This is a genomic window from Pseudoroseomonas ludipueritiae (genome assembly GCF_014490445.1).
Classification (GTDB): Bacteria; Pseudomonadota; Alphaproteobacteria; order Acetobacterales; family Acetobacteraceae; genus Pseudoroseomonas; species Pseudoroseomonas ludipueritiae.
This window is the reverse complement of record NZ_JACTUZ010000001.1, coordinates 78,079-102,708: the sequence shown is the minus strand read 5'-3', so window position 1 is coordinate 102,708 and position 24,630 is coordinate 78,079. Positions and strand designations below refer to the sequence as shown.

24 protein-coding genes are annotated in these 24,630 nt (G+C 67.1%); 8 read left to right on the top strand and 16 right to left on the bottom strand.

Going from position 1 to position 24,630, the window contains the following annotated elements; translation table 11 throughout:
* Nucleotides 1–20: 20 nt before the first annotated feature.
* On the top strand, nucleotides 21–1,502 hold the full coding sequence (locus IBL25_RS00505) for an ATP-binding protein (protein ID WP_187776586.1): 1,482 nt from the start codon (nucleotides 21–23) through the stop codon (nucleotides 1,500–1,502).
* 26 nt (nucleotides 1,503–1,528) lie between these two features.
* Here the strand turns inward: IBL25_RS00505 and IBL25_RS00500 are convergent, their stop codons facing one another.
* The 5 genes from IBL25_RS00500 to IBL25_RS00480 form a co-directional block, all read right to left on the bottom strand.
* On the bottom strand, nucleotides 1,529–2,071 hold the full coding sequence (locus tag IBL25_RS00500) for a hypothetical protein (RefSeq protein ID WP_187776585.1): 543 nt from the start codon (nucleotides 2,069–2,071) through the stop codon (nucleotides 1,529–1,531).
* 68 nt (nucleotides 2,072–2,139) lie between these two features.
* Nucleotides 2,140–3,156 (bottom strand): ABC transporter substrate-binding protein, encoded by a 1,017-nt coding sequence (locus IBL25_RS00495; protein WP_187776584.1) that lies wholly within the window; start codon nucleotides 3,154–3,156, stop codon nucleotides 2,140–2,142.
* A 140-nt stretch (nucleotides 3,157–3,296) separates the two neighbouring features.
* Nucleotides 3,297–3,992, bottom strand: a complete 696-nt coding sequence (locus IBL25_RS00490; protein WP_187776583.1) for a DUF599 domain-containing protein — start codon at nucleotides 3,990–3,992, stop codon at nucleotides 3,297–3,299.
* Nucleotides 3,993–4,078: 86 nt separating this feature from the next.
* The gene (locus IBL25_RS00485) at nucleotides 4,079–5,050 is read right to left on the bottom strand and encodes a Bug family tripartite tricarboxylate transporter substrate binding protein (RefSeq protein ID WP_187776582.1); all 972 of its coding nucleotides are present in this window, start codon (nucleotides 5,048–5,050) and stop codon (nucleotides 4,079–4,081) included.
* A 168-nt stretch (nucleotides 5,051–5,218) separates the two neighbouring features.
* A complete protein-coding gene (locus IBL25_RS00480) occupies nucleotides 5,219–6,430 on the bottom strand; it encodes an NADP-dependent isocitrate dehydrogenase (RefSeq protein ID WP_187776581.1) in 1,212 nt (403 codons plus the stop codon).
* 195 nt (nucleotides 6,431–6,625) lie between these two features.
* Here IBL25_RS00480 and IBL25_RS00475 point away from each other — a divergent pair, with 195 nt between their 5' ends.
* Nucleotides 6,626–8,362 (top strand): ABC transporter ATP-binding protein, encoded by a 1,737-nt coding sequence (locus tag IBL25_RS00475; RefSeq protein WP_187776580.1) that lies wholly within the window; start codon nucleotides 6,626–6,628, stop codon nucleotides 8,360–8,362.
* A gap of 1 nt (nucleotide 8,363) precedes the next feature.
* On the opposite strand, the gene IBL25_RS00470 is transcribed toward IBL25_RS00475, so the two are convergent.
* Nucleotides 8,364–8,639 (bottom strand): hypothetical protein, encoded by a 276-nt coding sequence (locus tag IBL25_RS00470; RefSeq protein WP_194433559.1) that lies wholly within the window; start codon nucleotides 8,637–8,639, stop codon nucleotides 8,364–8,366.
* Nucleotides 8,640–8,743: 104 nt separating this feature from the next.
* On the bottom strand, nucleotides 8,744–8,998 hold the full coding sequence (locus IBL25_RS00465) for an Lrp/AsnC ligand binding domain-containing protein (protein ID WP_187776578.1): 255 nt from the start codon (nucleotides 8,996–8,998) through the stop codon (nucleotides 8,744–8,746).
* 185 nt (nucleotides 8,999–9,183) lie between these two features.
* On the opposite strand from IBL25_RS00465, the gene IBL25_RS00460 reads away from it, so the two are divergent.
* On the top strand, nucleotides 9,184–10,872 hold the full coding sequence (locus tag IBL25_RS00460) for a thiamine pyrophosphate-dependent enzyme (protein ID WP_187776577.1): 1,689 nt from the start codon (nucleotides 9,184–9,186) through the stop codon (nucleotides 10,870–10,872).
* 14 nt (nucleotides 10,873–10,886) lie between these two features.
* Here the strand turns inward: IBL25_RS00460 and IBL25_RS00455 are convergent, their stop codons facing one another.
* Nucleotides 10,887–12,164, bottom strand: a complete 1,278-nt coding sequence (locus IBL25_RS00455; RefSeq protein WP_367615518.1) for a gamma-glutamyltransferase family protein — start codon at nucleotides 12,162–12,164, stop codon at nucleotides 10,887–10,889.
* Complete coding sequence (locus tag IBL25_RS27445) at nucleotides 12,055–12,609, bottom strand: gamma-glutamyltransferase (RefSeq protein WP_367615517.1); 555 nt, start codon at nucleotides 12,607–12,609, stop codon at nucleotides 12,055–12,057. The genes IBL25_RS00455 and IBL25_RS27445 overlap by 110 nt, the downstream gene beginning before the upstream one ends.
* Nucleotides 12,610–12,694: 85 nt before the next feature.
* Between IBL25_RS27445 and IBL25_RS00450 the strand changes: the two genes are divergently transcribed.
* From IBL25_RS00450 to IBL25_RS00440, 3 genes are all read left to right on the top strand, one after another.
* Nucleotides 12,695–13,351, top strand: coding sequence for a sulfite oxidase-like oxidoreductase (locus IBL25_RS00450; RefSeq protein WP_187776576.1), 657 nt, complete (start codon nucleotides 12,695–12,697; stop codon nucleotides 13,349–13,351).
* Complete coding sequence (locus IBL25_RS00445) at nucleotides 13,344–13,859, top strand: glutathione peroxidase (RefSeq protein WP_187776575.1); 516 nt, start codon at nucleotides 13,344–13,346, stop codon at nucleotides 13,857–13,859. Before IBL25_RS00450 ends, IBL25_RS00445 begins: the two co-directional genes overlap by 8 nt.
* 95 nt (nucleotides 13,860–13,954) lie before the next feature.
* A complete protein-coding gene (locus IBL25_RS00440; RefSeq protein ID WP_187776574.1) occupies nucleotides 13,955–15,217 on the top strand; it encodes an MFS transporter in 1,263 nt (420 codons plus the stop codon).
* Between the two features lie 16 nt (nucleotides 15,218–15,233).
* On the opposite strand, the gene parC is transcribed toward IBL25_RS00440, so the two are convergent.
* The gene (parC, locus tag IBL25_RS00435; protein WP_187776573.1) at nucleotides 15,234–17,468 is read right to left on the bottom strand and encodes a DNA topoisomerase IV subunit A; all 2,235 of its coding nucleotides are present in this window, start codon (nucleotides 17,466–17,468) and stop codon (nucleotides 15,234–15,236) included.
* A gap of 211 nt (nucleotides 17,469–17,679) precedes the next feature.
* On the opposite strand from parC, the gene IBL25_RS00430 reads away from it, so the two are divergent.
* On the top strand, nucleotides 17,680–18,150 hold the full coding sequence (locus IBL25_RS00430; RefSeq protein ID WP_187776572.1) for a DUF3597 domain-containing protein: 471 nt from the start codon (nucleotides 17,680–17,682) through the stop codon (nucleotides 18,148–18,150).
* A 298-nt stretch (nucleotides 18,151–18,448) separates the two neighbouring features.
* Nucleotides 18,449–19,867: an Nramp family divalent metal transporter gene (locus IBL25_RS00425; RefSeq protein ID WP_187776571.1), complete on the top strand. Its 1,419-nt coding sequence runs from the start codon at nucleotides 18,449–18,451 to the stop codon at nucleotides 19,865–19,867.
* Between the two features lie 6 nt (nucleotides 19,868–19,873).
* Here IBL25_RS00425 and IBL25_RS00420 read toward each other — a convergent pair whose 3' ends face one another.
* The 6 genes from IBL25_RS00420 to IBL25_RS00395 all read right to left on the bottom strand — a co-directional run bounded on the left by IBL25_RS00420 (nucleotide 19,874) and on the right by IBL25_RS00395 (nucleotide 24,602).
* On the bottom strand, nucleotides 19,874–20,389 hold the full coding sequence (locus IBL25_RS00420; protein WP_187776570.1) for a mismatch-specific DNA-glycosylase: 516 nt from the start codon (nucleotides 20,387–20,389) through the stop codon (nucleotides 19,874–19,876).
* Nucleotides 20,386–21,117, bottom strand: coding sequence for a DNA repair protein RecO (recO, locus tag IBL25_RS00415; protein ID WP_187776569.1), 732 nt, complete (start codon nucleotides 21,115–21,117; stop codon nucleotides 20,386–20,388). The genes IBL25_RS00420 and recO overlap by 4 nt, the downstream gene beginning before the upstream one ends.
* A 10-nt stretch (nucleotides 21,118–21,127) precedes the next feature.
* Complete coding sequence (gene era / locus IBL25_RS00410; protein WP_187776568.1) at nucleotides 21,128–22,054, bottom strand: GTPase Era; 927 nt, start codon at nucleotides 22,052–22,054, stop codon at nucleotides 21,128–21,130.
* 8 nt (nucleotides 22,055–22,062) lie between these two features.
* Nucleotides 22,063–22,728 (bottom strand): ribonuclease III, encoded by a 666-nt coding sequence (rnc, locus tag IBL25_RS00405; RefSeq protein WP_187776567.1) that lies wholly within the window; start codon nucleotides 22,726–22,728, stop codon nucleotides 22,063–22,065.
* A complete protein-coding gene (gene lepB / locus IBL25_RS00400) occupies nucleotides 22,725–23,483 on the bottom strand; it encodes a signal peptidase I (protein ID WP_187776566.1) in 759 nt (252 codons plus the stop codon). Before lepB ends, rnc begins: the two co-directional genes overlap by 4 nt.
* A gap of 93 nt (nucleotides 23,484–23,576) precedes the next feature.
* Nucleotides 23,577–24,602: an LLM class flavin-dependent oxidoreductase gene (locus IBL25_RS00395; protein ID WP_187776565.1), complete on the bottom strand. Its 1,026-nt coding sequence runs from the start codon at nucleotides 24,600–24,602 to the stop codon at nucleotides 23,577–23,579.
* Nucleotides 24,603–24,630: the final 28 nt, after the last annotated feature.

Here is a 24,630-nt window from a genome sequence, read left to right as displayed (position 1 = left end):
ACCGCGCAACGGAGACGGGAATGACAGTCGGCATCGAGATGGGCAGCACCAGCACCGGCCAGCCGGCCACGCTGGACCTGGAGGAACTGCTGGCCACACGCTTGCTGGTGCAGGGCAATTCCGGCTCCGGCAAGTCCCATCTGCTGCGGCGCCTGCTGGAACAATCCGCGCCCTGGGTGCAGCAGGCGGTGATCGACCCCGAGGGAGATTTCGTCACCCTGGCCGACCGCTTCGGCCATCTCGTCATCGACGCCGCCGAGCATACTGAGGCGGCCCTCCAGCGTGCCGCGGACAAGGTCCGCACGCACCGGATTTCCGTGGTGCTGAACCTGGAAGGCCTGGACGCCGACGGGCAGATGCGCCATGCCGCTGCCTTCCTGGGCGGCCTCTTCGATGCGGAGCGCGACTTTTGGGCGCCCATGCTGGTGGTGGTGGACGAGGCGCAGCTTTTCGCCCCCGCCGCCGCTGGCGAGGTATCGGACGAAGCCCGCCGGGCATCCCTGGGCGCCATGGCCAACCTGATGTCGCGTGGCCGGAAGCGTGGGCTGGCCGGCATCATCGCCACCCAGCGGCTGGCGAAGCTGGCCAAGAATGTCGCCGCCGAGGCCTCGAACTTCCTGATGGGCCGCACCTTCCTGGATATCGACATGGCACGTGCCGCCGATCTGCTGGGCATGGAGCGGCGGCAGGCCGAGATGTTCCGGGACCTGCCGCGCGGTAGCTTCGTCGCGCTGGGGCCGGCCTTGTCCCGCCGGCCGCTGCCGATCCGCATTGGCGCCGTGGAGACCGAATCCCGTGGCACCAACCCTTCGCTGGTGCCGCTGCCGCAGACGGCGCCAGAAGAAGCGCGGGAACTGGTGATGAGCGCTGTTTCCGCGCCGGACCCCATCCGCCCGCCGCCACGCCGCCCGCCAGCCGCGCCACCGCCGGATATCCTGTCACAGCTCGCCCAGGCACGCCCGGTAGCGCCGCAGGTCCGTGCCGAACCCGCGCCGACGGCCGAGGAACTCGCCGCCCGCAAGACGCAGCTTGAGAAGATCCTGCGGCAGATCCTGGCGGAGCCGGAGGCCGCCTTTCGCAGTGTCTCCGTGCTGTACCAGGACTTCCTGGTGCGCCTGCGCATCCACGCCGTGCCGGGTAAGCCGCCGGAGATCCCCGCCTTCCGCCGCATGCTGGCGGTCGCCAGGGCCGGCATCAGCGCCGAGGCCGCTGAAGGCGAGGAATGGCAGCAGATCCATGCCCGCGCCGCCGCGCTGCCGGAGGACGTGCAGGGTGTTTTCCTGCTGCTGGGCCGCGCGGCGCTGGAGCGGTCTCCATGCCCCTCCGATGCGGTCATCGCCCAGGCCTATGGCACCCGTTCGGTTGGCCGGGCCCGCCGGCTGCTGTCTTATATGGAAGAGCAGGGGGCCATCGTCTGCCGCCCTGACGCCGCCGGGCGGCGAATCGTTGCCTTGGTGGAACTAGGCTGGGAAACCGCCCCAGGCGACCCCAACGCCACCTGAAACTGTTCGAAACTTTTTCTTTCGTATCAGGGCGGCGTAGTGCCACGCACCACCGCCTCGAACTCGGGGCGGCGGCTGGCGAACTCCCCCTTCTGCGCGGCGCAGACAATGCTGGTGCGGCCACGCGGCGTTTCCAGGATCGCGAAGAGGGTGCGGATGTTCAGCGCTTCCGGCGGCAGCTTCGGATGCCGCTTGAAGCTAGCCAGGAAGAGCAGGGCGCTGACATCGCCGAGCTGGACCGTGGCGCTCTCCGTGACATCATAGACGGATGCGAGAGTGGCTCGCCCGGCTTCCTGTCCGGCGGCGCTGCCGATCATGGCGTTGATCTCGGGCTGGCTCCGCCGTGCATTGCCTGCCACGCGCGTGAAGCCAATCTGGCAACCAGTGGCTGTCTCGCCCGCGCGCTTCACGGAGAAGCTGGAAGCATGTTGCCTGTCCGGGGCTTCAGCCTTGACGGTATAGCCGGGCGGCGGATCGACAGCGAGGCCGGTGGCATTGTCCCGCAGCGGTGCGGCCTGCGTGGCGCCGGCTGTCAGGCAAAGCGCGAAGGCCGCTGCAATATGCTTCATGATCATCTCCCCCATAGACATGGGAGAAAAGGGCAGCCGTGTCCAAGGTTTCGGCTGCCCTGCGCGGGTCAGATCTGACGCTCGGCCACCGGCGGCAGGAACTTGTCGGTGAACATGCTGGCGACGCTTGGCGGATTGGAGATGCCATAGGCCTCGGCATTGACGCGGATCAGCGTCTCGGCGCGGGTCCTGTCCAGATAGCCGAAGCCGTTCTGCTTCACGTTCGGCGTCAGGATGGAGCGGTCCCGCGTCATGGCAAAGCGGCGGGCTTCCAGCGCCTCGTCGAACAAAGGCTCGCGCTTCTTGATGGCCGCCATACCGCCGGGAACATCCGCCAACAGCGCCCGCAGGCCGAGGATGGAGGACTTCACGAAAGCCGCCGCCACCTGCGGGTTCTTCTCCAGCCAGTCCGCGCGGGCCACCACGGCGCTGCCGTAGAGGTCAAGGCCGTTCTCGGCATAGGGCCAGGCGAGGATTCGGTCCTCGGGGATGCCGATGCCGACCAGATTGAAATAGGTGGTGAAGAGAAAGCCGGTGACGGCATCCACCTGGCCCTGAGCCAGCATCGTGTCCCGCAGATTGGCGGCCATGCTGGTCCAGTTGATCTTGCCGGCCTCGATACCGGCGGCCTTGGCGAAGGCCGGGAAGATCATGCGGCTGCCTTCGCCTTCCGGCGCACCCAGCTTCTTGCCGGCCACGTCCTTGGGGTTGTCGATGCCGCGCCCCTTCAGCGTGATCACCGCCGCGGCCGTGCGATCGAAGACCTGATAGATCGAGACCAGCCGCTTATCAGGGTTGTCGGCATTTAGCTTCACCGCCGTGCTGATATCGGTGAAGCCGATGTCATAGGCGCCCGAGGCTACCTTCACCGCCGTGTCGCCCGAGCCGAAGCCTCGGTCGATTTTCACGGAAAGGCCGTTCTCGCGGAAGATGCCCTTGTCATCGGCCAGGATCCACATTGCGTGGTTGCCCTGCAGCGCCCAGTCCAGCACGAAGCGGACAGGCGTGCCTTGCGCACGGGCCGGGCGGATGGCGGGCAGGGCAAGCGCTGTGCTGGCGGCGATCATCAGGTGACGACGTTGCATGGCAGGTAGCCTCCGTTTGAGCCCAGAAAAGGCGGCCGGAAGGCGCGGCGTCAAGCCGCAGGCAGCTGGGAAATTGGGCACCTGCGCACTAGATGCCCAGATGGCGTGCAACGGGTCTGGAGAGGCTGCCTGCGGATTGTTCAGGCGGTGCCTGCCGGTGGCCGGGTGCGCAACGCATCCCGCACCACGGAACGGAACTCACGCCGGTGCAGCTCCGACAGGACCAGAAGGCTGCTGAGCATCAACGCCACCGGATGGACGATCCAGGCCAGGGCGGCGAGGCCGAAGTAGTAGGCCCTCAGGCCGGTGTTGAAGTGCCGCGCGCCACGGTTGGCGACCTGTGCCGCCACATCCGCCTGTGCCGTCCACTCCGGCCCATGGCCCAGCGCACCGATGCAGGTGCTGGCGTAATTGAACTGCCGCAAAGCCCAGGTGAGTTCGAAGAAAGCGCGCACAAAGATAAAGATCAGCAGGAAGAGCCGCACTTCCCAAGCAACTACGTTCTCCGGCAGGGCCGCGAAGGGCACGGCGCCGAAGATCCGCTGCCCGATCTCGGGTGCGCCGAGCAGCGCCACCAGCCCGCCCAGGATGAAGATGCTGGTATTCGCCAGGAAGGAGGTGCTCGTCATCAGGTTGCCGATGATGCTGATATCGGCGATCCGGTTCTCCCGCTGCAACGTCATGCGCATCCAACGCCGGCGGTGCTCGTCCATGGCGGCAATGACACTGCGGGCGTGGATGGAGGGCACGCGGTCCACCACGGCGGCATAGCCGGCCCAGCAGAGGGCGAAGACAGCGAGGGCGATGCAATCCAGAAGCGTCAGCGGCAGGTCCATGTGCCGCGCATATCACGCCGCTGGCCGGCCGGCACTAGACTGGCGCGGAAGCCACGCGACGTCGGCCGCGTGGCTGAGCATGATGACTACTGCAAGGGCTTGATCAGCCCGGTCTTCGAAGCCTCAGCCCAGCGGCCGTCCTCCTGCCGCAGATGCGCGGCGAAATCCTTGGGACCCAACATCCTGAGATCGGCGCCGAGTTCGATGAAGCGGTCCCGGTACTGAGGCAGGGCTGCCGCCTTGAGATTGGCGGCATGGATGGCCTCCGCCGTTTCGGGCTTCATGCCGACAGGACCAAGCATGCCGTACCAGCCGGCGAAGTCATAGCCGGGCAACCCTGCTTCCACCACGGTCGGAATCTGCGGCTGCAGCGGTGAACGGCTGGCGGAGGTCACCGCCAGGATGCGTACCCGGTCATTCTTGAAGTAGGGGCCGGCGGAGAGAATGCTGGTCCAGCCCAGGGGCAGGTTGCCGGCGACAATGTCGTTCATCAGCGGTGCGCCGCCCCGGTATGCCACTTCCTCCATCTTGATGCCGGCGAGGCGGGCGAATTCATTGCCGCCATAGGAGGTCGAAGCCTCTGAGCTGCCGAAGCTGACCTCTCCGGGATGCGCCTTGGCATGGGCAATCAGACCGGCCACGTCCTTGAAGGGTGCATTGGCCGAGGCCGCGATGACCATCGGGAAGCTGGAGAGCAGGCTGATGGGCGTGAAGTCCGTCACCGGGTCGAAGGGCACGGACTGCATCGCGTATTTATTCATGGTGTGGGTATTCGTCACCACCAACAGGGAATAACCGTCTCCCTCGGCGCGCGAGACCTGCTGCGAGCCGATGACGCCGTTGCCGCCCACCCGGTTCTCGATCACCAGGCTCTGGCCCACCGCGTTGCGCAGCCCTTCCGCCAGCAGTCGGGCGAAGACATCGGTGCCGCCACCGGGCGAATAAGGAACGGTGACATGGACGGTGCGGGTCGGCCAACTGGCCTGGGCGCTGGCGGCGCGGGCGATGAAGGGCAGGCCTAGCCCGCCCAGCAGCAGGTCGCGGCGATGGAACGACATTCCGGATGATCCCCCTCAGCTCGGCCATCGCCAGCGGCGTGGCCGTTACACCGAGTTTAGGGTTCGGAATGCCAGATGCGCAACCGCTTGCACGGCGGTCGTGGCATCATGAAAAAAGCGGGGCGCCGAAGCGCCCCGCCTGAACCACTACCGGAAGGGAAGAAGGGCTCAGCCCATCTTCTTCTGCAGGTTCTCGTCCAGCTTGGACAGGAAGTTCTGGGTGTTCAGCCAGGGCTGGTCCTTGCCGATCAGCACGGCCAGGTCCTTGGTCATGTAGCCGCTCTCGACCGTCTCGACGCAGACCTGCTCCAGCGCATTGGCGAAGTCCACCACGTCCTGCGTGCCGTCGAACTTGCCGCGATAGGCCAGGCCGCGCGTCCAGGCGAAGATGGAGGCGATCGGGTTGGTCGAGGTCTCGCGGCCCTTCTGGTGCTCGCGGTAGTGGCGGGTCACCGTGCCGTGGGCGGCCTCGGACTCAACCGTGGAGCCGTCCGGGGAGAGCAGCACGGATGTCATCAGGCCCAGCGAACCGAAGCCCTGCGCCACGATGTCGGACTGCACGTCGCCATCGTAGTTCTTGCAGGCCCAGATATAGCCGCCTTCCCACTTCAGGGCAGAGGCGACCATGTCGTCGATCAGGCGGTCCTCATAGGTCAGGCCGCGCTTCTCGAACTCCGCCTTGAACTCGGCGTCGTAGATGGCGCGGAAGATGTCCTTGAAGGTGCCGTCATAGGCCTTGAGGATGGTGTTCTTGTGCGAGAAGTACACCGAGTAGCCGCGCGCCAGGCCATAGTTGAAGGAGGCGCGGGCGAAGCCCTCGATCGACTTGCTCAGGTTGTGCTGCATCATGGCAGCACCGGCGCCCTTGAAGGCGAACTCGCCGATTTCCTGCGGCTCGCCGTTCTCGGCGATGTAGGTCATCTTGACGGTGCCGGGGCCGGGCACCTTCATCTCGACGGCGCGATAGATATCGCCATAGGCATGGCGGCCGACGACGATCGGCTTGGTCCAGTGCGGCACCAGGCGGGGCACGTTCTGGCAGATGATCGGCTCACGGAAGATCGTGCCGTCCAGGATGTTGCGGATGGTCCCGTTGGGGGACTTCCACATCTTCTTCAGGCCGAATTCCTTCACCCGGGCCTCGTCCGGGGTGATGGTGGCGCACTTCACGCCCACGCCATACTGCTTGATGGCATTGGCGGCATCGACCGTGACCTGGTCATCGGTCTGGTCGCGGTACTGGATGCCCAGGTCGTAGTACTTCAGGTCCACGTCCAGGTAGGGGGTGATCAGCTTGTCCTTGATGAACCCCCAGATGATGCGGGTCATCTCATCGCCGTCGAGTTCGACGACGGGGGTCTTTACCTTGATCTTGGCCATGCTGGTCCTCGTCTGGACAGTTTTGCTCATCCGCCCCCGCCGCCGTTGCCGGCTCGCCTCGGGGCGGCGGGCTGGTGGCGCGGACCATCGCACCGGCAGGCGGGCGCGGCAAGGGCGGGGGGCGATGCCGATGGTTCCCGCGGCGGCAAAAAGCCTCTAATCAGCCGGTCTCTCTTCGTTCCGGTGCCGCGATCCATGTTAAAACGTTTCTTCGCCTACTACCGGCCGCACCGGGGCCTCTTCCTGCTGGACTTCTCCTGCGCGGTGTTCTCGGGCCTGCTGGAGCTGGGCTTCCCCCTGGCGGTGCGCGGTTTCGTGGACCACCTGCTGCCTGGACAGGACTGGGGGCTGATCCTGCTGGCTTCGGCGGGCCTGCTGGCGGTCTATCTGCTGAACACCGGGCTGATGGCGGTGGTGGCCTATTGGGGCCACGCGCTCGGCATCAATATCGAGACGGAGATGCGCCGGAAGGCTTTCGACCATCTCCAGAAGCTGTCCTTCCGCTTCTACGACAACCAGAAGACTGGCCATCTCGTCGCCCGCGTGACCAGGGATCTGGAGGAGGTGGGGGAGGTTGCCCACCACGGGCCGGAAGACCTGTTCATCGCGGTGATGACCTTTGTCGGCGCCTTCGCGCTGATGTTCGCGGTGCATCCGCCGCTGGCGATCATCACAACCGTCATCGTGCCGCTGACCGGGTGGCTTTCCGCCCATTACGGCAGCCGCATGACGGCGACCTGGCGCGCCATCTACGGCCGCGTTGGCGCCTTCAATGCCCGGATCGAGGAAAATGTGGGCGGCATGCGCGTGGTCCAGGCCTTCGCCAACGAGGACCATGAGCGCCGCCTCTTCGCCGAGGACAATGCCAGGTACCGCAGCACCAAGCTCCAGGCCTACAAGATCATGGCCGCCAGCATGTCCATCTCCTACCTGGGGATGCGGCTGACGCAGATGGTGGTGATGATCGCCGGCAGCTACTTCGTGCTGCAAGGCGACCTCAGCGCCGGTGGCTTCGTGGGCTTCCTGCTGCTGGTCGGCGTCTTCTTCCGCCCGGTGGAGAAGATCAACGCGGTGCTGGAAACCTACCCCAAGGGCATCGCCGGCTTCCGCCGCTACACCGAGCTGCTGGACACCGAGCCCGATATCGCCGATGCGCCAGACGCCGTGGCCGTTTCCGGCCTGAAGGGCGACATCCGCTACGAAGGCGTGTCCTTCGGCTACGGCCAGGACAAGCCCGTGCTGCGCGACATCTCGCTGGAGATCCGCGCCGGGGAGACGGTGGCCTTCGTGGGGCCTTCCGGCGCTGGCAAGACCACCATCTGCTCCCTGCTGCCCCGCTTCTACGAGGCCGATGCGGGCCGCATCACCATCGATGGCATCGATATCCGCAAGATGACCCTGGCCTCCCTGCGCGGGCAGATCGGCATCGTGCAGCAGGACGTGTTCCTCTTCGCGGGAACGATGCGCGAGAACATCGCCTATGGCCGCCTCGGTGCCACCGAGGAGGAGATCCTGGAGGCCGCCCGCCGCGCCCGGCTGGACACGGTGATCGCCGGCCTGCCAGCGGGGCTCGATACGGTGGTGGGGGAGCGGGGCGTCAAGCTCTCGGGCGGGCAGAAGCAGCGACTGGCGATTGCCCGCATCTTCCTGAAGAACCCGCCTATCCTGATCCTGGACGAAGCCACCAGCGCGCTGGACACCGAGACGGAGCGCGCCATCCAGCAGTCCCTGGCCGAGTTGTCACGTGGCCGCACCACGCTGGTCATCGCCCACCGCCTGGCGACCATCCGCGATGCCGACCGCATCGTGGTGGTCGACCGCAACGGCATCGCCGAGCAGGGGCGGCATCAGGATCTGGTGGCCGCCGGCGGGCTGTACCGCCGGTTGCATGAGGCGCAGCAGGCCGGCAGCGCCCGCCAGGGCGCCGCCTGACTCACCAGCGGCCGTATCCGCGCCTATACCCCCGGCCGTAATAGCCGCGGCCATAATTCGGCCGGCCGTAGTAGCCCCCGTGGTAGCTCGGGCCGCGGTTGTAGTAGCGGGGGCCGTCATCGGAGGCCGCGCCGGCGATCAGTGCCGTGGCCAGGCCGGCGCCTGCGCCGAGAGCCAGGGTGCTGCCCCAGTCGGTGGAGCCATCCGGGTTCTGGCAGCCAGCGACAAGCAGGCTGCCAGCCAGTGCGAAGGCGGGAAGAACACGACGGGTGAACATGATCCATTCCTCCTGAGTGGAGAAACGTGCCAACCCGGTACGGCGCTTCATCGGCACAATCACGGCGTTTCGATGGCGAATCGCGGCGATTGCGGCGGTGGAGTCTAGCCCCGTGTAGCGGTGAAGGCGTTGAAGGTCTGAATGGTGTAAGTGTCCTTCACGCCCTCCACCGTCTGCACCTTCTCGACGACGAAGAGGCCGATATCCTGGTCATTGGCCAGGTAGAACTTGCCCAGCAGGTCATACTGGCCGGAGGTGGAATGCATCTCCGAGAGTTCCTCGATGGTATCCGCCATCTCCCGAGCCACGCGGTAGGCATGACCCATCTCGCACTTGATCTGGACGAATATCGCCCGCATCGCCGCCTCCCGCTCGATGCGCCGGCCCGTCCCGGCGCCCAGGGCTGTTGCCACATCATGGGCGGGGGCGGAAGATGGCGGCGGCCTCCGATGCTGTCGGGGCATGGCCTGCTGTCCGGGGTGGCCGCTTGCCCGGCGGCAGGCTAGTTCTCCTCCTGAATACTTTTTGGAGGAAAGGTCGGACCATGGATTCGATCAGCACGGACGCCGCCACCCGAACCGGGGGCCAGATCCTCGCCGATGCACTGGTGGCGCAGGGGGTCACCCACGCTTTCTGCGTGCCCGGCGAGTCCTACCTGGACGTGCTCGACGGCCTCTATGCCAATAGCGACAAGATCGAGCTGGTGACCTGCCGCTTCGAGGCCGGTGCGGTGAACATGGCCGAGGCCCATGGCAAACTGACCGGCCGCCCTGGCGTGGCGCTGGTAACGCGCGGCCCGGGCGCCTGCCACGCCGCCATCGGCGTGCATGTGGCGATGCAGGACAGCACGCCGCTGGTGCTGATCGTGGGCCAGATTCCCTTCGAGGAAACCGACCGCGAGAGCTTCCAGGAGGTGGACTACCGCCGCATGTTCGGCTCGGTGGCCAAGTGGGTGACGCAGATCGACGACGCGGCCCGCATCCCGGAACTGATGGCGCATGCCTTCGACGTCGCCACCTCCGGCCGCCCTGGCCCGGTGGTGGTGGCGATCAGCGAGGAGATGCAGAAGCGCCGGGTGGCCGTGCCCGACATCGGCCCGGCCGATGTGGCGCCCGCGCATCCCGCGCCCGCCGCCATGGATAAGATGCTGGCGATGCTGGAGAAGGCGGAGCGTCCGCTGGTGGTGCTCGGCGGCTCCCGCTGGACGGGGGAGACGCGGCGGATCATCCGTGAGTTCTGCGTGGCGCGGGACCTGCCGGTGGCCGTGGCCTTCCGCCGCCAAAGCCTGTTCGACTGCCGCCTGCCGAACTATGCCGGCGACCTCGGCGTCGGGGCCGATGCCGGGTTGGTGGCCAAGGCGAAGCAGGCCGACCTGATCCTTGCCTTCGGCACCCGCATCGGGGAGCCGGTGAGCCAGGGCTACACCCTCTTCGACATGGCCGGCGCCACGCCTATCGTCCATGTCTATCCGGACCAGGCCGAGATCGGCCGTGTCTATCGTCCCGCCCTCGGCATCACCGCCGAGATCAATGCCTTCGCCCAGGCCCTGGCGAAGCTGCCGGCACCCGCCGGGGCCGCGCGCTGGTCCGGGTGGACCAAGGAAGTCCACGCCGCCCGCGCGCAGCAGGCCCAGGCGCCGGAGTATGAAGGCCCGCTGAACCTCGCGCGCGAATTGCAGGCGCTGGAATCCGTGCTGCCCGAGGACACCATCTTCACCTGTGACGCCGGCAACTTCGCCACATGGCCTAACCGCTTCATGCACATGGCGGAGAAGCAGGAGTTCCTGGGGCCGACCAACGGCGCCATGGGCTATGCCGTGCCCGCCGCCATCGGCACCAAGATCACCTATCCTGACCGCGTTTCCATCGCGCTGGTGGGTGACGGTGGCTTCCTGATGACAGGGCAGGAGATCGCGACGGCCTTCCAGGCCGGCGTGGCGCCGATCGTGCTGGTGTTCAACAACGGCATGTACGGCACCATCCGCATGTATCAGGAGCGCGCCTATCCCGGCCGCGTTTCAGGCACCAAGCTGACCAACCCGGACTTCACCAAGTTCATCGAGAGCTTCGGCGGGCATGGGGAACTGGTGGAGCGCGACGGAGAACTGGTGCCTGCCTTCCAGCGGGCACTGGCCAGCGGCAAGCCTGCAGTCATCGAGGTGCGGGTGAACCCGGAGCAGGTGACGCACCGCGCCACCATCGCCGATCTGCGCCAGCAGGCCGCCAGGAAGTAAGCGGGCGAGGGCGGTCAGTCCCCGACCGCCACGCCTTCCCGCCGCGGGTCCGCGCCACCCAGCAGGCCCGCCGGCGTCACCACTACCGCCTGCAAGCCGGAATCCATCGGGCGGACCGTGACGGCATGGCCGCGCTGCTTCAGCGCGGCCTCCATCCCGGCGGCTCCAGTATTGGCTTCCAGCTCCAGTTCGATGCCGGTGGTGCCGACATGCGGCAGCGAGACCGCCGCCTGCGGGTCCAGCTTCCAGTCCAGCAGGCCCGTCAGCGCCTGCGCCACATAGCCGATGATGCGTGCCCCGCCCGGCGAGCCCAGCGTGGCGAAGAGCGTGCCATCCTGGTTGAACACCAGCGTCGGCGCCATCGAGGATCGCGGGCGCTTGCCGCCCTGGACCCGGTTGGCCACGGGCCGCCCGTTCACCTCGGGGCGGAAGGAGAAGTCAGTCAGTTCGTTGTTCAGGAAGAAGCCGGCGACCATCAGCCGGGCGCCGAAGGCATCCTCCACCGTGGTGGTCATCGACACCGCATTGCCTGCCGCATCCACGATGGAAAGGTGGCTGGTGCCATATTCCGGCTGGGCCGGCTGCGGCGCCAGGCTGGCATCGCGCCAGCGCGGATTGCCGGCGCGCGGACTGGCGATGGCGCGGTCCGGGTCCACCAACTGGGCGCGGAGGGTCAGATAGCCTGGCTCCAGCAGCCCGCGCAGCGGTACCGGCACGAAATCACTATCGGCCAGGTAGAGGTTACGGTCCGCGAAGGCCAGCCGCCCGGCCTCGCCGATCAGATGCGCCGCATCCGCCCCGCGCGGGTCGAGGTGGGAGAGGGGGAAATGTTCCAGCACGCCGAGGATCTGCGCCACCGCGGCGCCGCCCGAACTGGGCGGCGGAAAGCCGCAGACGGTGAAGACGCGGTAGGGGCCGCAGACCGGCGTGCGCTGCTTCGGTGAATAGGCGGCAAGGTCGGCCGCCGTCATGCCATTGTTGCCATCGCCGTGCTTCTGCACGCCCTCCACGATGGCGGCGGCGATCGGGCCGGTCTGGAGCGCCGCGGCGCCCCGCTCGGCCAGGGCGCGTAGGGTCTGCGCCAGGGCCGGGTTCTTGAGAATGGTGCCCGCCGGCAACGGCGATCCATCGGGCGCGAAGAAATAGGCTGCCGCCTCGGGGTTGCGCTTCAGGCGCTCGGCATCAGTGGCGATCTGTGCAGCGAGACGAGGGGGAGACGGCGAAGCCTTCCTCCGCCAGCCTGATGGCGGGGGCCAAGAGATCCGCCCAAGGCAGCCGGCCCTCGACGGCATGGGCCGCCGCCAGCACGGGCATCACACCCGGCACGCCAACGCTGCGGCCAGACAGGACGGCTTCGTAGAAGGCCATCGGCGTGCCATCGGGCTTCAGGAAGAGCCCCGGCGTGGCTGCCGCTGGCGCGGTTTCCCGTCCGTCCCAAGCGGAAACCCGGCGATGCGTTGCATTCCAGTGCATCAGCAAGGCCCCGCCACCGATGCCGGATGATTGCGGCTCCACCAGCGTCAGCACCGCCTGCGCCGCAATGGCGGCATCCAGGGCCGTGCCGCCTTGCCGCAGCATCGCCAGCCCGGCCTCGGCGGCCAGGGGATGGGCGGCGGCTACCATCTGGCGGCTCGCGCGGGATGCGGCGCGCGGCTGAGCGTCCAGGGCGGACGCGGCCTGGGCCAGCGCCGGGGCGGCGCCCAGTAGCGTCAGAAGGGCCAGGACGGGTGCCCGCATGTGAAATGTCTCCTCCGTAAGTCGCCCGTAAGCTTGCATCGGGCCTGCGCGATGTCACCTACTGTGCCAGAGCGAGGGTGACACCATGGCAGAGGATCAACCCGGCGGCATCCGGCAGAAGCTGGTGGAAACCAAGCAGGCATGGGCCAGGGCCGGGCGGCTGCTGACTGGCCAGACCGCGGCGCCGGAGCAACGCCTGCCGCCTGGCCAGAGGCTGGTGAAGGATTTCCCCGTGCTGGATCTCGGCATCCAGCCCGAGGTGCCGGCCGAGAAGTTCCGGCTGAGGGTGGACGGGCTGGTCGAGAACCCCGTGACGCTGGATTGGGCCTGGTTGAACGACCTGCCGCAGGAAGAGCGGCTGAACGACATCCACTGCGTTACCCAGTGGTCCCGCTACGACAACCGGTGGCAGGGCGTGCCCGTGCCGACGCTGCTGGACCTGGTGCGGCTGAAGCCCGGCGCCCGCTTCGTCACCTTCGAGGCCCATGACGGCTATACCACCAACCTGACCCTGGAGGATTTCGCCCGGCCGGAGAACCTGCTGGCGCATTCCTGGGAAGGCCAGCCGCTGACGCGCCAGCATGGCGGGCCATTGCGGGTGGTGGTGCCGCATCTTTACTTCTGGAAGAGCACGAAGTGGGTGCGGCGCATCAGCTTCGCCGGGCGGAACGAGCCCGGCTTCTGGGAAGTGCGCGGCTACCATGATCGTGGCAATCCATGGCTGGAGGAGCGTTATGGCTGACCTCTCCCGACGCCTGCTGCTGGGGACACCGCTGCTGCTGGCGGCCGGGCCAGCGTCACATCCCTATGACTTCCGCTTCCCCGCTATCGAGGGTGGCGAGATCGACCTCGGGGCCTGGCGCGGCAAGCCGATGCTGGTGGTGAACACCGCCAGCTTCTGCGGCTTCGCGCCGCAGTTCGCCGCGCTTCAGAAGCTGCACGAGACCTATGCGCCGCGAGGGCTCCTGCTGCTGGGCGTGCCGTCCAACGACTTCAACCAGGAAGCCGCCGACAATGCCGCGGTGAAGGCCTTCTGCGACGCGGAATTCGGCGTGGACTTTCCCATGGCTGCCATCAGCCATGTGAAGGGGCCAGAAGCGCATCCTTTCTTCGCCTGGGCCGGCGAGCCGCGCTGGAACTTCTTCAAGTATCTCGTCGGGCGTGACGGGCGGCTGCTGCAGACTTATCCGAGCCGGGTGGAACCCGGCTCGCCGGAATTGCTGCGGGCTGTGGAAGCCGCGCTGGGTTGATGTCGTTTTCGTAATGCGATGAATGAGCGGGCGGCGTGCTTATGGTGCCTGCACCCGGGCATCCCGGCCCGTGCTTGTTCAGGCTTACGGTGATTATGCAGCAGAATTCCGGCGCCGCCGCCGAGGCGTCTCTGGCCGAGGAAGACCAAGGACGGCTCCTTCGACAACCCGACCTTCTGGCTTTCCTGGGCAGCCGCAGCTTCTCTGCCCTGGCCTACCAGATGCAGACCGTGGCCGTGGGCTGGCAGATCTATGAACTGACCCGCAGCCCGCTTTCACTGGGGCTGGTGGGACTGGCCCAGTTCCTGCCCATGGTGGTGCTGGTCTTCGTGGCGGGGCAGGTGGTGGACCGCTTCGACCGCCGCCGCATCGCCGCCTGCTGCCAAGTGCTCTCGGCCCTCTGCGCCGCGGCCCTCGCATTCGCATCATTCCACCACGCCGTGACGCCAGGGATGATTTATGCGCTGATCGGCCTCTTCGGCGTCGCCAAGGCCTTCGAGCAGCCAAGCCTCCAGGCCCTGCTGCCGAGCCTGGTGCCGGCCTCGCTCTTTTCCCGCGCGGCGGCCTTGTCCTCCTCCGTCTTCCAGACCGTGACCATCATCGGGCCCTCCGCCGGCGGCCTGCTCTACGGGCTGGGGGCAGGGGTGGTGTATTCCATTGTGGCGGCGGCCTATGCCTGTGCGGCCCTGTCCATCACCCTGATTCGCCTGCGCCAGCCCGCCCGGCCGCGCGAGAAGGTGACACTGGCGGCGGTTTTTGGCGGGCTGCACTTTATCCGCTCCCGCCCCGAGATCATGGGTGCCATTTCGCTGGACATGTTCGCGGTGCTGCTGGGTGGCGCGGTGGCCATGATGCCGGTCTATGCGCACGACATCCTGCATGCTGGCCCCTGGGGCCTCGGCCTACTACGCGGTGCGCCTGCAGTAGGCGCCCTGGCGGTGTCCATCTGGCTGGCTCGCCGGCCGATCCGCCGTCACGCCGGGCTGCTGATGTTCGCGGCCGTGGGCATCTTCGGGCTGGCCACAATCGTCTTCGGCCTTTCCACCTGGCTGCCGCTCTCGGTGCTGGCGCTGGCGGTGCTGGGCGGCGCGGATGTGGTCAGCGTGGTGGTGCGCTCCACCCTTGTGCAGCTACGCACGCCCGATGAGATGCGGGGGCGGGTGGCGGCGGTGAACATGCTGTTCATCGGCACCTCCAACCAGTTGGGTGAATTTCGCAGCGGCACCATGGGTGCGGTGATCGGGCCCGTGGGCGCGGTCGTGCTGGGTGGTGTCGGCACCATCCTGGTGGCAGGCCTCTGGATGCGCCTCTTCCCGAAGCTGCGCGACCTCCAGCGCCTGGACGAGGAGGTGGCCTGAGCCACCTCCCATAGCCTTATTCCCCGAAGCGGTTGTTCTTCGGGAAGCCATGGGGCGGCTGCTTACCCGCCCCGGCACGGTTGCCGCGCCAGGCGGTCAGGTCCGTCTCAAGCCGCACCCGCTCGCCTACCTTCCAGCTCAGGCCGGCGGTGGCCTGGAAGACCTTCACATCCGCCATGCCGCCGTCACGGTAACCCTGTAGCGCCACGCCGCGGCCGCGTGTCATCTCCGGCAACTGCTCCAGTGGGAAGACCAGCAGCTTGCGGTTCTCGCCGATCACCGCCACCGTGTCGCCATCGGCGGGGATGAGGCAGGCCGCCTCCTGGCCGCTCTCCACCACCAGCACCTGCTTGCCGGTGCGCTTCTCGGCCACCAGATCCTCACTCTTGACGATGAAGCCGCGCCCGTCAGTCGAGGCGACGAGGTGCTTCACGCCTTCCTGCCAGACAAAGAGGGTGACCACATCGTCCTCGTTGCCCAGGTCCAGCATCAGCCGCACCGGTTGGCCGTCGCCACGGCCACGGGGCAGGGCATCCGCCTTCAGCGTGAAGCACTTGCCATTGGTGGCGAAGAGGCACAGCCGGTCCGTGGTCTGGGCATGCAGGAAGAAGCGGAGCCTGTCGCCTTCCTTGAACTTCTGCTCGTTCTCCGGCGGCACATGGCCCTTGAGCGCGCGGATCCAGCCCTTTTCGGAGAGGATGACCGTGATAGGCTCCTTCTCCACGAAGGCCCGCTCATCAATCACCACCGCAACCGGGGCAGCGTCCAGCGTGGTGCGGCGGCGGCCGATCTCGGTGCCTTCGCCAAACTTCTCCCGCGTCGCCGCGATCTCGTCGGCGATGCGGTTCCAGCGCTTGGTCTCACTCGCCAGCAGGGCCTGGAGGGACTTCTGTTCCGTCGAGAGCTTCTTGTGCTCCTTGCGGATCTCCATCTCTTCCAGCTTGCGCAAGGCGCGCAGGCGCATGTTCAGGATGGCTTCGGCCTGCACCTCCGTCAGCTCGAAGGCGGCGATCAGCGCGGGCTTCGGATGGTCCTCCTCCCGCACGATGCGGATCACCTCATCGAGGTTGAGGTAGACGATGAGGTAGCCTTCCAGGATCTCCAGCCGCCGGGCGATGGCATCCAACCGGTGTTGGCTGCGGCGCACCAGCACCTCGTGCCGGTGGTCCAGCCAAGCGCGCAGCACCTGCTTCAGGCCCATCACCTGCGGCGTGCGGCTGGCATCCAGCACGTTCATGTTGAGGGAGATGCGGTTCTCCAGCTGCGTCGCGCGGAACAGCGTCTCCATCAGCACCGCCGGGTCCACAGTGCGGTTCTTCGGCTCCAGCACGATGCGGACGATATCGGTGCTCTCGTCCCGCACATCGGCCAGTAGGGGGAGCTTCTTCTCCTCCATCAGCTGCGCGATCTGCTCGATCAGGCGGGATTTCTGCACCTGGTAGGGGATCTCGGTGACCACCACCTGCCAGGTGCCGTTCTTCAACGATTCCTTTTCCCAGCGCGCGCGGATGCGAAAGCCGCCACGGCCGGTGGCATAGGCTTCCCGCACCGCCTCGGCGCTTTCCACCAGCACGCCACCCGTGGGGAAGTCGGGGCCAGGCACGTGGCGCAGCAGGTCGTCGATCTCGGCCTTGGGGTTGCGGATCAGCTCGATGGCCGCCGCGCAAAGCTCGCCCGCATTGTGCGGCGGAATGGAGGTCGCCATGCCCACGGCGATGCCCGCCGCGCCATTGGCCAGCAGGTTGGGAAAGGCGGCGGGCAGAACGATGGGCTCTTGTTCCTCGCCGTCATAGGTGGCGCGGAAATCGACCGCATTGTCCTCGATACCCTCCAGCAGCGCCTGGGCGATGGCGGTCAGCCGGGCCTCGGTGTAGCGCATGGCCGCGGCATTATCGCCGTCGATATTGCCGAAGTTCCCCTGGCCCTCGACCAGCGTGTAGCGGGCGGCGAATTCCTGGGCCAGCCGCACCATGGCCTCGTAGATCGAGGCATCGCCATGCGGATGGTACTTACCCATCACGTCGCCGACGATGCGGGCACATTTCTTGAAGCCGCCGGTAGGGTCCAGCCGCAGCTGGTGCATGGCCCAGAGCAGGCGGCGATGCACCGGCTTCAGCCCATCCCGCACATCCGGCAGCGAGCGTGCCGTGATGGTGGACATGGCATAGGCCAAGTACCGCTCGGACAGGGCAGCCGAGAAGTTGGTGGGGACTTCACCGTCCTGCGGCAGAAGAATCAGGTCATCGGGCATGGTGAGCTCCCCGGCAGAACAGGCATCTAGGATAAATCGAGGCTTCGGTGGGCTAGCGCATCAGCGCCCTGAACGCCAGAGCGGGAGAACATAACGGAAACACAAACCGCTGTCAGCAGCCCGCTCTGTCAGGCGCTGCCAACTCTGCCCATGCCGCCGCGTTAGCCCGGCACCGGCACACTCGCGGCCGCATCAAGAGGAGAGACAGGACATGAGCATTTTCGGCTCGATCATGTCGAAGATTTTCGGGCAGAAGCCAGCAGCGGCGCAGGAAACGGCGGCGCCCGCTGGCAACGACACCACCAGCGCCCCGGCCCCCACCACGCCAGCGGCGGCGCAGTCGCCTTCACCCGCCACGCCCTCGGTGCCCACGCCGCAGGCTCCGCCCATGGCATCGACCTCAACGGCTGGGGCCGCAGCGCAGAACGTGGACGTGGACGCGGTGCTGACGGAGATGGCGGCCAAGAATGGCCAGAACCTCAATTGGCGGCAGTCCATCGTGGACCTGATGAAGCTGCTGGGCCTCGACAGCAGCCTCCAGGCCAGGAAGGAACTGGCGCGGGAGCTGAATTACACCGGCGACACCAATGATTCCGCCAGCATGAACATCTGGCTGCACAAGCAGGTCATGAGGAAGCTGGCTGAAAACGGCGGCAAGGTGCCAGCCGAACTGCGCGACTGAATGCGCCAGGGCGGCAGCAGTTCGGCCGCCTGACCGGAACCCGTGCCGCGGTACGCCTGCGGCACGGCAGGCAGGCCGTGGGCTGCGGCCCATCGCATCCGCACCTCTTCCTCTCCCGCTGATGACGGCCCTCCGGCGACAGCGGGAAGAGGTTGTTTTTGTTCGGTACAAGCTGAACCTTGGCCTCACAAGGCCGTCAACTCCCGCTCCGGCCGGGGTGACGCATCTCTCCCCCGTGTCCATAGTCGTCGCTCAACAGGCCGCGACAGAAACAGCGGTTACGGGAGAAGAGACAGGAATGAGCGCCTACGCCGAGGCAGGCCTTAAACGTGGGGCCGCGCAGCCGGACGACCCTTATATCCTGAAGCCGGACGGCATCATGGAGCCTCCCACCGGCTGGATGCATTCGCTTAAACATCTGGGGCCGGGCCTGATCCTCAGCGCCTCCATCGTCGGCTCCGGCGAACTGATCGTCACCACCACTCTTGGCGCCACCGTGGGCTTCGCGCTGCTCTGGATGGTCATTTTCAGCACCTTCGTGAAGGTGGCCGTGCAGATCGAGCTGGCACGCTGGTGCATCTCCACCGGCCAGCCGGCGCTCACCGGCTACAACAAGGTGGGGCCGCATGTGGGGCGGCTGAGCTGGATCAACCTGCTCTGGGCCTTGATGGCACTTTCCAAGGTGTTGCAGATGGGCGGCGTGGTGGGGGGCACCGCGCTGGCGCTCAGCATCATGTTCCCGCTAGGCGACAACCCCCTGGCCGGCGTCTCCCTCACGGTCTGGACGGTCATCGTCACGCTGGGCAGCATCGCGCTGCTCTACAGCAACAAGTACAGCCGCATCGAGCGCGGCGCCGGCATCCTGGTGGTGATCTTCTCCTTCATCACCATCGGCATCGCCCTCGGCCTGCCCTTCACGCCCTATGCCTATTCCATGGATGACCTCGCGAGTGGCCTCTCGCTCGCCATCCCGGCCGGGGCCATCGGCGCGGCGGTTGCCATGTTCGGCATCACCGGCGTGGGCGCGGATGAACTGACCTTCTACACCTACTGGTGCATCGAGAAGGGCTATGCCCGCTACGTTGGCCCGAACGACGGCAGCGAAGCCTGGCGGCGCCGCGCCAAGGGCTGGATCAGCGTCATGTACAAGGACGCCTTCCTCTCCTGGATCATCTATACCTTCGGCACCATCGCCTTCTTCATCATGGGCGCCGCCGTGCTGCACCCGCAGGGCGTCGTGCCGCAGGGCAACGAAATGATCACGGCCCTGTCCCGCATGTATACCGACACGTTGGGTGAATGGGCCGGCACCATGTTCCTCGTGGGTGCCGTGGTGGTACTGGGCTCCACTCTCTGGGCGGCGGTGCCGAGCTGGTCGCGCATGTATGTCAACCTGCTGGCCGAGATGGGCGTGCTGAACTGGCGCGACACGGCGGCCCGGCTGCGCTGGATCCGGATCTTCACCATTGCCCTGCCGCTGATCTGGGGCACGGCCTATCTCTTCATCCGCTCCCCGGTGCTGATGGTGCAGATCGGTGGCGTGGCGACCGGCATCTTCCTGCTGGCCGTCGTGGTGGCGGTCTGGCACCTGCGTCGGCGAGAGACCGACTCCCGGCTCTATGGCGGCAGCGTCTTCAACGCGCTGCTGGTGGTCAGCAGCATCGCGATCGTGCTGCTCGGCTTCTATACCGGGCTCAGCGCGCTCAAGCTGGTCTGACGTCGGCTAGCCTGGGGCCGCGCCGCGGAACCAGGCGCCGAGCGCGTGCCAGGGCCGGTCGTCCCAGAAGCGGCTGGCCTGGCCGGAGGTGGAGGGCATCACCCAGATGGCTGGAAAGCCCAGCAAGCCTTCCACCCGCCCATAAGGCAGGGCGCCGGTCCTGCGGCCCAGGAAGGCCGCTGCCGGCGCCTTGGCCGTAAAGGCGACCGCTGCCGGCTCCACAGCGAGGATGCGCTGCCTGAAGCCCTCGGGGTCATAGGCATCCGGCGGCAGGTCGGCATCATTGCCGCTGGCGTGCTTGGCCATGTCGGTCAGGCCGATGCCCAGGCCCAGCAACAGCGGGTACTCGTGCGGCGAGAGGCGGCGCGGGGTCAGGCCCGCCTCATGCAGCACGCGCCAGAACCGGTTGCCGGGGTGGGCATAATAGGCCCCTCTCGCAGCCGAAACCGCACCTGGCGCACTGCCGCAGAAAACCAGCCTCAGCCCGGGGCGCAGAAGGTCTGGCAGAACAGGTTGCTTCATCCGGCAAGGTCCGCCACGCGATGTTCCAGCCGCTCCCGGGCAGGCGGCACCGGGCGGTGCCGGGCGCCGAAGGCATTGCGTGCCAGGAAATGGCCGGTCAGGCGCAGCCCCTGCAGCCATGCCTTGGGGTCACGCTCAGCCTGGGCGCCGTGCAGGAAGGAGGGCAGGGGCAGCAACCGGTCCTTGTAGGGCGCGGCCGCTTCGGCACTGACCGCGCGGCCCGTGCGGGGGGAAACCCAGTCCAGCGCCTCGGTCGTTCCCGTGGCGGCGCAGCGGGAAAGGTCCAGCCCATAGCCGAGCGCTTCCAGCAGCAGCATTTCCCAGCGGATGTAGTCGTCCACCAGTGCCGCGCCGCCGGCGTGCAGATGCGCCAGGATCGGCAGCAGGGCAGCGAAGACGCGGGGCTGCGGCTCGCGCTCGGGCAGGGCGTCGGTGGCCAGGGCGCAGGCTGAGTTCAGCAGCGCCAGGGCCAGCGGGTCATCCATGGCGAGGGCTGCGGTGGGATGCACCATCTCCCCTGTGAGATGACCAAGCTGGTCCGCCAGCCGGCCGACCCAGCGCACCTCCACCAGATTGCCCGGCTGCCACAGCCCCGACTGAGCGCGGGAAGAGCCGCCCTTGGACAGCCCGGCAAAGCGGCCGTGGTGTTCCGTCAGCACGGAGATCACCGCTCCACCTTCGCCATAAGGGCGGGCCTCCAGCACGACGGCAGGGGCTTCCCACTCCACCGGCTAACCCTTAGCCGATGTCTTCCAGGCCGATGGCGCGGATGCGGGCCCGCTCCTCATCCCAGCCGGAACGCTCCTTGACGTTCAGGAAGAGATGGACCCGGCGCTCCAGCAAAGCCTCAAGCTCTGTGCGAGCGCGGCGGCCGATCTCCTTGATCTTCGCGCCTTTATCGCCGATCACGATCGCCTTCTGAGAAGCGCGGCCGACATAGATGGTGCAGTCGATCCGCACTGAGCCATCGCGCCGCTCCTCCCACTGCTCCGTCTCCACAGTCGCGTGGTGCGGCACTTCCTCATGCGTCTGGCGCAGGATCTGCTCGCGCACGATCTCGGCTGCCAGCATGCGGTCGGGCAGGTCCGAGAGGTCGTCCTCGGGGAAGAGGTAGGGGCCCTGCGGCACGTGGGAGGCCAGCATGTCCAGCATGGTCTCCAGCCCATCGCCCGTCTCGGCCGAAACCATCAGCGTTTCGGCGAAAGAGAGCTGCTCGTTCAAGGCGGCGGTCAGCGGCAGCAGGCGCTTCGTGTCGATCAGGTCGGTCTTGTTCAGCACCAGCCAGACCGGCACCTTGCTGCGCTTCAGCACCGACACGATGGACTGCAGCGCCTCGGTCAGCCCAGCGCGGGCATCGACCACCAGCAGGGCCAGGTCGGCATCCTGGGTGCTTTCCCAGGCGGCCGCCACCATGGCGCGGTCCAGCCGGCGGCGTGGGCTGAAGATGCCCGGCGTATCCGCCAGCACCAGCTGCGCGCCCTTGTGCATCACCACCGCGCGGATACGGAAACGCGTGGTCTGCGGCTTGGGCGAGACAATGGAGACCTTGCTGCCCGTGAGGCGATTCACCAGCGTGGACTTGCCGGCATTGGGGGCGCCGACGACGGCAATGATGCCGCAGCGGGTCTGCTCCTCCGGGGCGCCGGATTCGGGATTGTCGCTCATAACCTCATTCACAATGCTGCCAGCCAAGCCTCAGCCGCGGCCTGCTCGGCCGCGCGCTTGGATTCACCGCGGCCTTCCGCTTCCCGCCCACCGGCGAGCACCGAGACCACGAAGACTGGCATATGGGACGGGCCGGTGGTGGAGACCAGCCGGTATTCCGGCAGCCCCTCCGCACGGCCCAAAGTATATTCCTGCAGCCGGCTCTTGGCCGACATCGGGGGAGTGGGGTCGGCCTCGATATGCTTGGCCCATTCACGCCGAACAAAGCCACGCGCCACTTCAAGGCCGCCATCCAGATAGAGCGCGCCGATCAGCGCCTCCGTGGCATCCGCGATGACCGTGGCGCGGCCGCGCAGGCCGGTGCGGCCTTCCGCCGGCGGGATGCGCAGCGCGGCGGGCAGGCCGATTGCGTCACCTACCTTGGCCAGCGTCTCCGCCGCCACCAGCACCGACAGGCGCTTGCCTAGCGCGCCCTCCCGCTCCTTCGGGAAGCGTTCGGAGAGCCACTCCGCCATCACCAGCGCCAGCACGCGGTCGCCGAGGAATTCCAGCCTCTCATTGGAATCGAGCATGTCCCGCCGCGGGTCGGCGGCGGAACGATGCGTCAGCGCCTGCTCCAGCAGTGCCGGGTCGGCGAAACCGTGGCCGATCCGGTTCAGGAAGGCCTTGTTCACCGGACAGCCGTCAGCAGCCGGTCCCAGCGGACGGCGAAGGGCCAGGCCCAGACTTCCCACCAGGCGGCGGAGCCATCGACGGAGAAGAAGATCATCTCCGCGCGGCCAACGAGGTTCTCCATGGGTACGAAACCGACGCCAATCGACATGTCGCGGCTGTCTAGGCTGTTGTCGCGGTTGTCGCCCATTGCGAAGACATGGCCAGCGGGCACCAGGAACTCAGGCGTGTTATCGTAATTCTGGTCGTCCGAGGCTTCCAGGATCTGGTGCTGCCGCGCGGGCGAGCCCGCGGAGGCCGGCAGCGACTCGCGGTACAGCCGCACCGTGATGCGCGGCCCATCGCCTTCCACCGTATAGAGGCCCTGGGATTCGCGCGGAACCTCCTGCCTGTTCAGGTAGAGCCGGCCCTGGCGCACCTGCACCCGGTCGCCCGGCAGGCCGATGATGCGCTTGATGTAGTCAGTGCTGTTGTCGCGCGGGAACTTGAACACCGCCACGTCCCCGCGGGTCGGCAGGCTGCCGAAGATCCGCCCCTGGAAGAGATCGGGGCTGAAGGGCAGGGAGTGTTTCGAATAGCCGTAGGCGTATTTCGAGACGAACAGGTAATCGCCGACCAGGAGCGTCGGGATCATGCTGCCGGAAGGGATGTTGAAGGGCTCGAAGGCCACGGTCCGGATGCCAATGGCGATCAGGCCAGCATAAACGACGGTCTTGAGGCTTTCCAGCCAGCCGCCAGGCTTCTTCTTGTTCGTCATGTCAGGGATAGCGCGAGGCCCCGCTTCGGTACGCCGCGCCAGCCGCCGCGACCACGATGTGCAAGGGGGTAGAGCGTGCGGCAGGCCCGGCTGTCAAGAAACGGCCTCGCCCACTAAGCCAAAGGCTTCCGCCAGAAGCCGGAATGACCTCTGCCGCGCCTGCTTGTCGTGCATCGGCGTCAGCACCGCGACCTCCTGCACCCCTAGTTCCGAGGCCAGAGCCTCCAGCCGTGCCCGCACCTGCTCGGCCGTGCCGATGATGGCGCGGGGCCGCAGCCGATCCAGATGCGCCTGCTCGGCTGGCGAGTAGGGATAGGCTTCCGCTTCATCGACACTGGGCAATGGTGGGAAAATGCCGCGGTCCCGTGACAGGCGCCATAACTCGCGCGAGCGGTACAGACGGCGGGCTTCCGCTTCCGTATCGGCGCAGAGCGCGAAGACGCCGATGGCAGCATGGGGTTCTTTCAGCCGGCCCGGTGTCGGCCGGAAGTTCTGTCGATAAAGTTCAATGGCTTCGGATGCACCTCTGCCATCGGTGATGAAGTAGGCGAAGCAGTAGGGCAGCCCGAGATGCGCCGCCAGTTGCGCCCCGTAATCCGAGCTGCCGAGGACCCAGACCTGCGGCGCCGTCGGCACTTCAGGCTGTGCGCGGATGGTTCGGAACGGGTGATCCAGCGGCAGCCCTTCGCCAGTCCAGCCGAGCAGTTCCTGAACCTGCTGGGGAAACTGGTCGGCGGCCTGAGCAGCGGCGGGGTTCAGGGCATAGGCTGTGCGGCCGTCGCTCCCCGGCGCGCGGCCGACACCCAGGTCTATGCGCCCCGGTGCGATGGCTTCCAGCATCCGGAACTGCTCGGCTACCTTGAGGCTGGAATAATGCGGCAGCATCACGCCGGCCGAACCGACGCGGATGCGCGTGGTGGTGGCGGCAATGGCGGCGATCAGCACCTCCGGCGCCGTTCCGGCGTGGCTGGAACTGTTGTGGTGCTCGGCCAGCCAATAGCGGGCGTAGCCCAGGCGGTCAGCCAGCCGCGCCAGTTCCAAGGTTTCCTGCACCGCGTCTCCAGCGTGCCGGCCGGAAGCAATGGTCGATTGGTCGAGGATGGAAAGGGAGAGCGCCATGCCAGAGAGCCTAATCCATCGGCAGCCT

What these genes read in the sequence shown, in the direction of transcription:
- IBL25_RS00505 (WP_187776586.1), top strand. Translation starts at nt 21, where the DNA reads ATGACAGTCGGCATCGAGATGGGCAGCACCAGCACCGGCCAGCCGGCC.
- IBL25_RS00500 (WP_187776585.1), bottom strand. Translation starts at nt 2,071, where the DNA reads ATGAAGCATATTGCAGCGGCCTTCGCGCTTTGCCTGACAGCCGGCGCC.
- IBL25_RS00495 (WP_187776584.1), bottom strand. Translation starts at nt 3,156, where the DNA reads ATGCAACGTCGTCACCTGATGATCGCCGCCAGCACAGCGCTTGCCCTG.
- IBL25_RS00490 (WP_187776583.1), bottom strand. Translation starts at nt 3,992, where the DNA reads ATGGACCTGCCGCTGACGCTTCTGGATTGCATCGCCCTCGCTGTCTTC.
- IBL25_RS00485 (WP_187776582.1), bottom strand. Translation starts at nt 5,050, where the DNA reads ATGTCGTTCCATCGCCGCGACCTGCTGCTGGGCGGGCTAGGCCTGCCC.
- IBL25_RS00480 (WP_187776581.1), bottom strand. Translation starts at nt 6,430, where the DNA reads ATGGCCAAGATCAAGGTAAAGACCCCCGTCGTCGAACTCGACGGCGAT.
- IBL25_RS00475 (WP_187776580.1), top strand. Translation starts at nt 6,626, where the DNA reads ATGTTAAAACGTTTCTTCGCCTACTACCGGCCGCACCGGGGCCTCTTC.
- IBL25_RS00470 (WP_194433559.1), bottom strand. Translation starts at nt 8,639, where the DNA reads ATGTTCACCCGTCGTGTTCTTCCCGCCTTCGCACTGGCTGGCAGCCTG.
- IBL25_RS00465 (WP_187776578.1), bottom strand. Translation starts at nt 8,998, where the DNA reads ATGCGGGCGATATTCGTCCAGATCAAGTGCGAGATGGGTCATGCCTAC.
- IBL25_RS00460 (WP_187776577.1), top strand. Translation starts at nt 9,184, where the DNA reads ATGGATTCGATCAGCACGGACGCCGCCACCCGAACCGGGGGCCAGATC.
- IBL25_RS00455 (WP_367615518.1), bottom strand. Translation starts at nt 12,164, where the DNA reads ATGCCGTCGAGGGCCGGCTGCCTTGGGCGGATCTCTTGGCCCCCGCCA.
- IBL25_RS27445 (WP_367615517.1), bottom strand. Translation starts at nt 12,609, where the DNA reads ATGCGGGCACCCGTCCTGGCCCTTCTGACGCTACTGGGCGCCGCCCCG.
- IBL25_RS00450 (WP_187776576.1), top strand. Translation starts at nt 12,695, where the DNA reads ATGGCAGAGGATCAACCCGGCGGCATCCGGCAGAAGCTGGTGGAAACC.
- IBL25_RS00445 (WP_187776575.1), top strand. Translation starts at nt 13,344, where the DNA reads ATGGCTGACCTCTCCCGACGCCTGCTGCTGGGGACACCGCTGCTGCTG.
- IBL25_RS00440 (WP_187776574.1), top strand. Translation starts at nt 13,955, where the DNA reads ATGCAGCAGAATTCCGGCGCCGCCGCCGAGGCGTCTCTGGCCGAGGAA.
- parC (WP_187776573.1), bottom strand. Translation starts at nt 17,468, where the DNA reads ATGCCCGATGACCTGATTCTTCTGCCGCAGGACGGTGAAGTCCCCACC.
- IBL25_RS00430 (WP_187776572.1), top strand. Translation starts at nt 17,680, where the DNA reads ATGAGCATTTTCGGCTCGATCATGTCGAAGATTTTCGGGCAGAAGCCA.
- IBL25_RS00425 (WP_187776571.1), top strand. Translation starts at nt 18,449, where the DNA reads ATGAGCGCCTACGCCGAGGCAGGCCTTAAACGTGGGGCCGCGCAGCCG.
- IBL25_RS00420 (WP_187776570.1), bottom strand. Translation starts at nt 20,389, where the DNA reads ATGAAGCAACCTGTTCTGCCAGACCTTCTGCGCCCCGGGCTGAGGCTG.
- era (WP_187776568.1), bottom strand. Translation starts at nt 22,054, where the DNA reads ATGAGCGACAATCCCGAATCCGGCGCCCCGGAGGAGCAGACCCGCTGC.
- lepB (WP_187776566.1), bottom strand. Translation starts at nt 23,483, where the DNA reads ATGACGAACAAGAAGAAGCCTGGCGGCTGGCTGGAAAGCCTCAAGACC.
- IBL25_RS00395 (WP_187776565.1), bottom strand. Translation starts at nt 24,602, where the DNA reads ATGGCGCTCTCCCTTTCCATCCTCGACCAATCGACCATTGCTTCCGGC.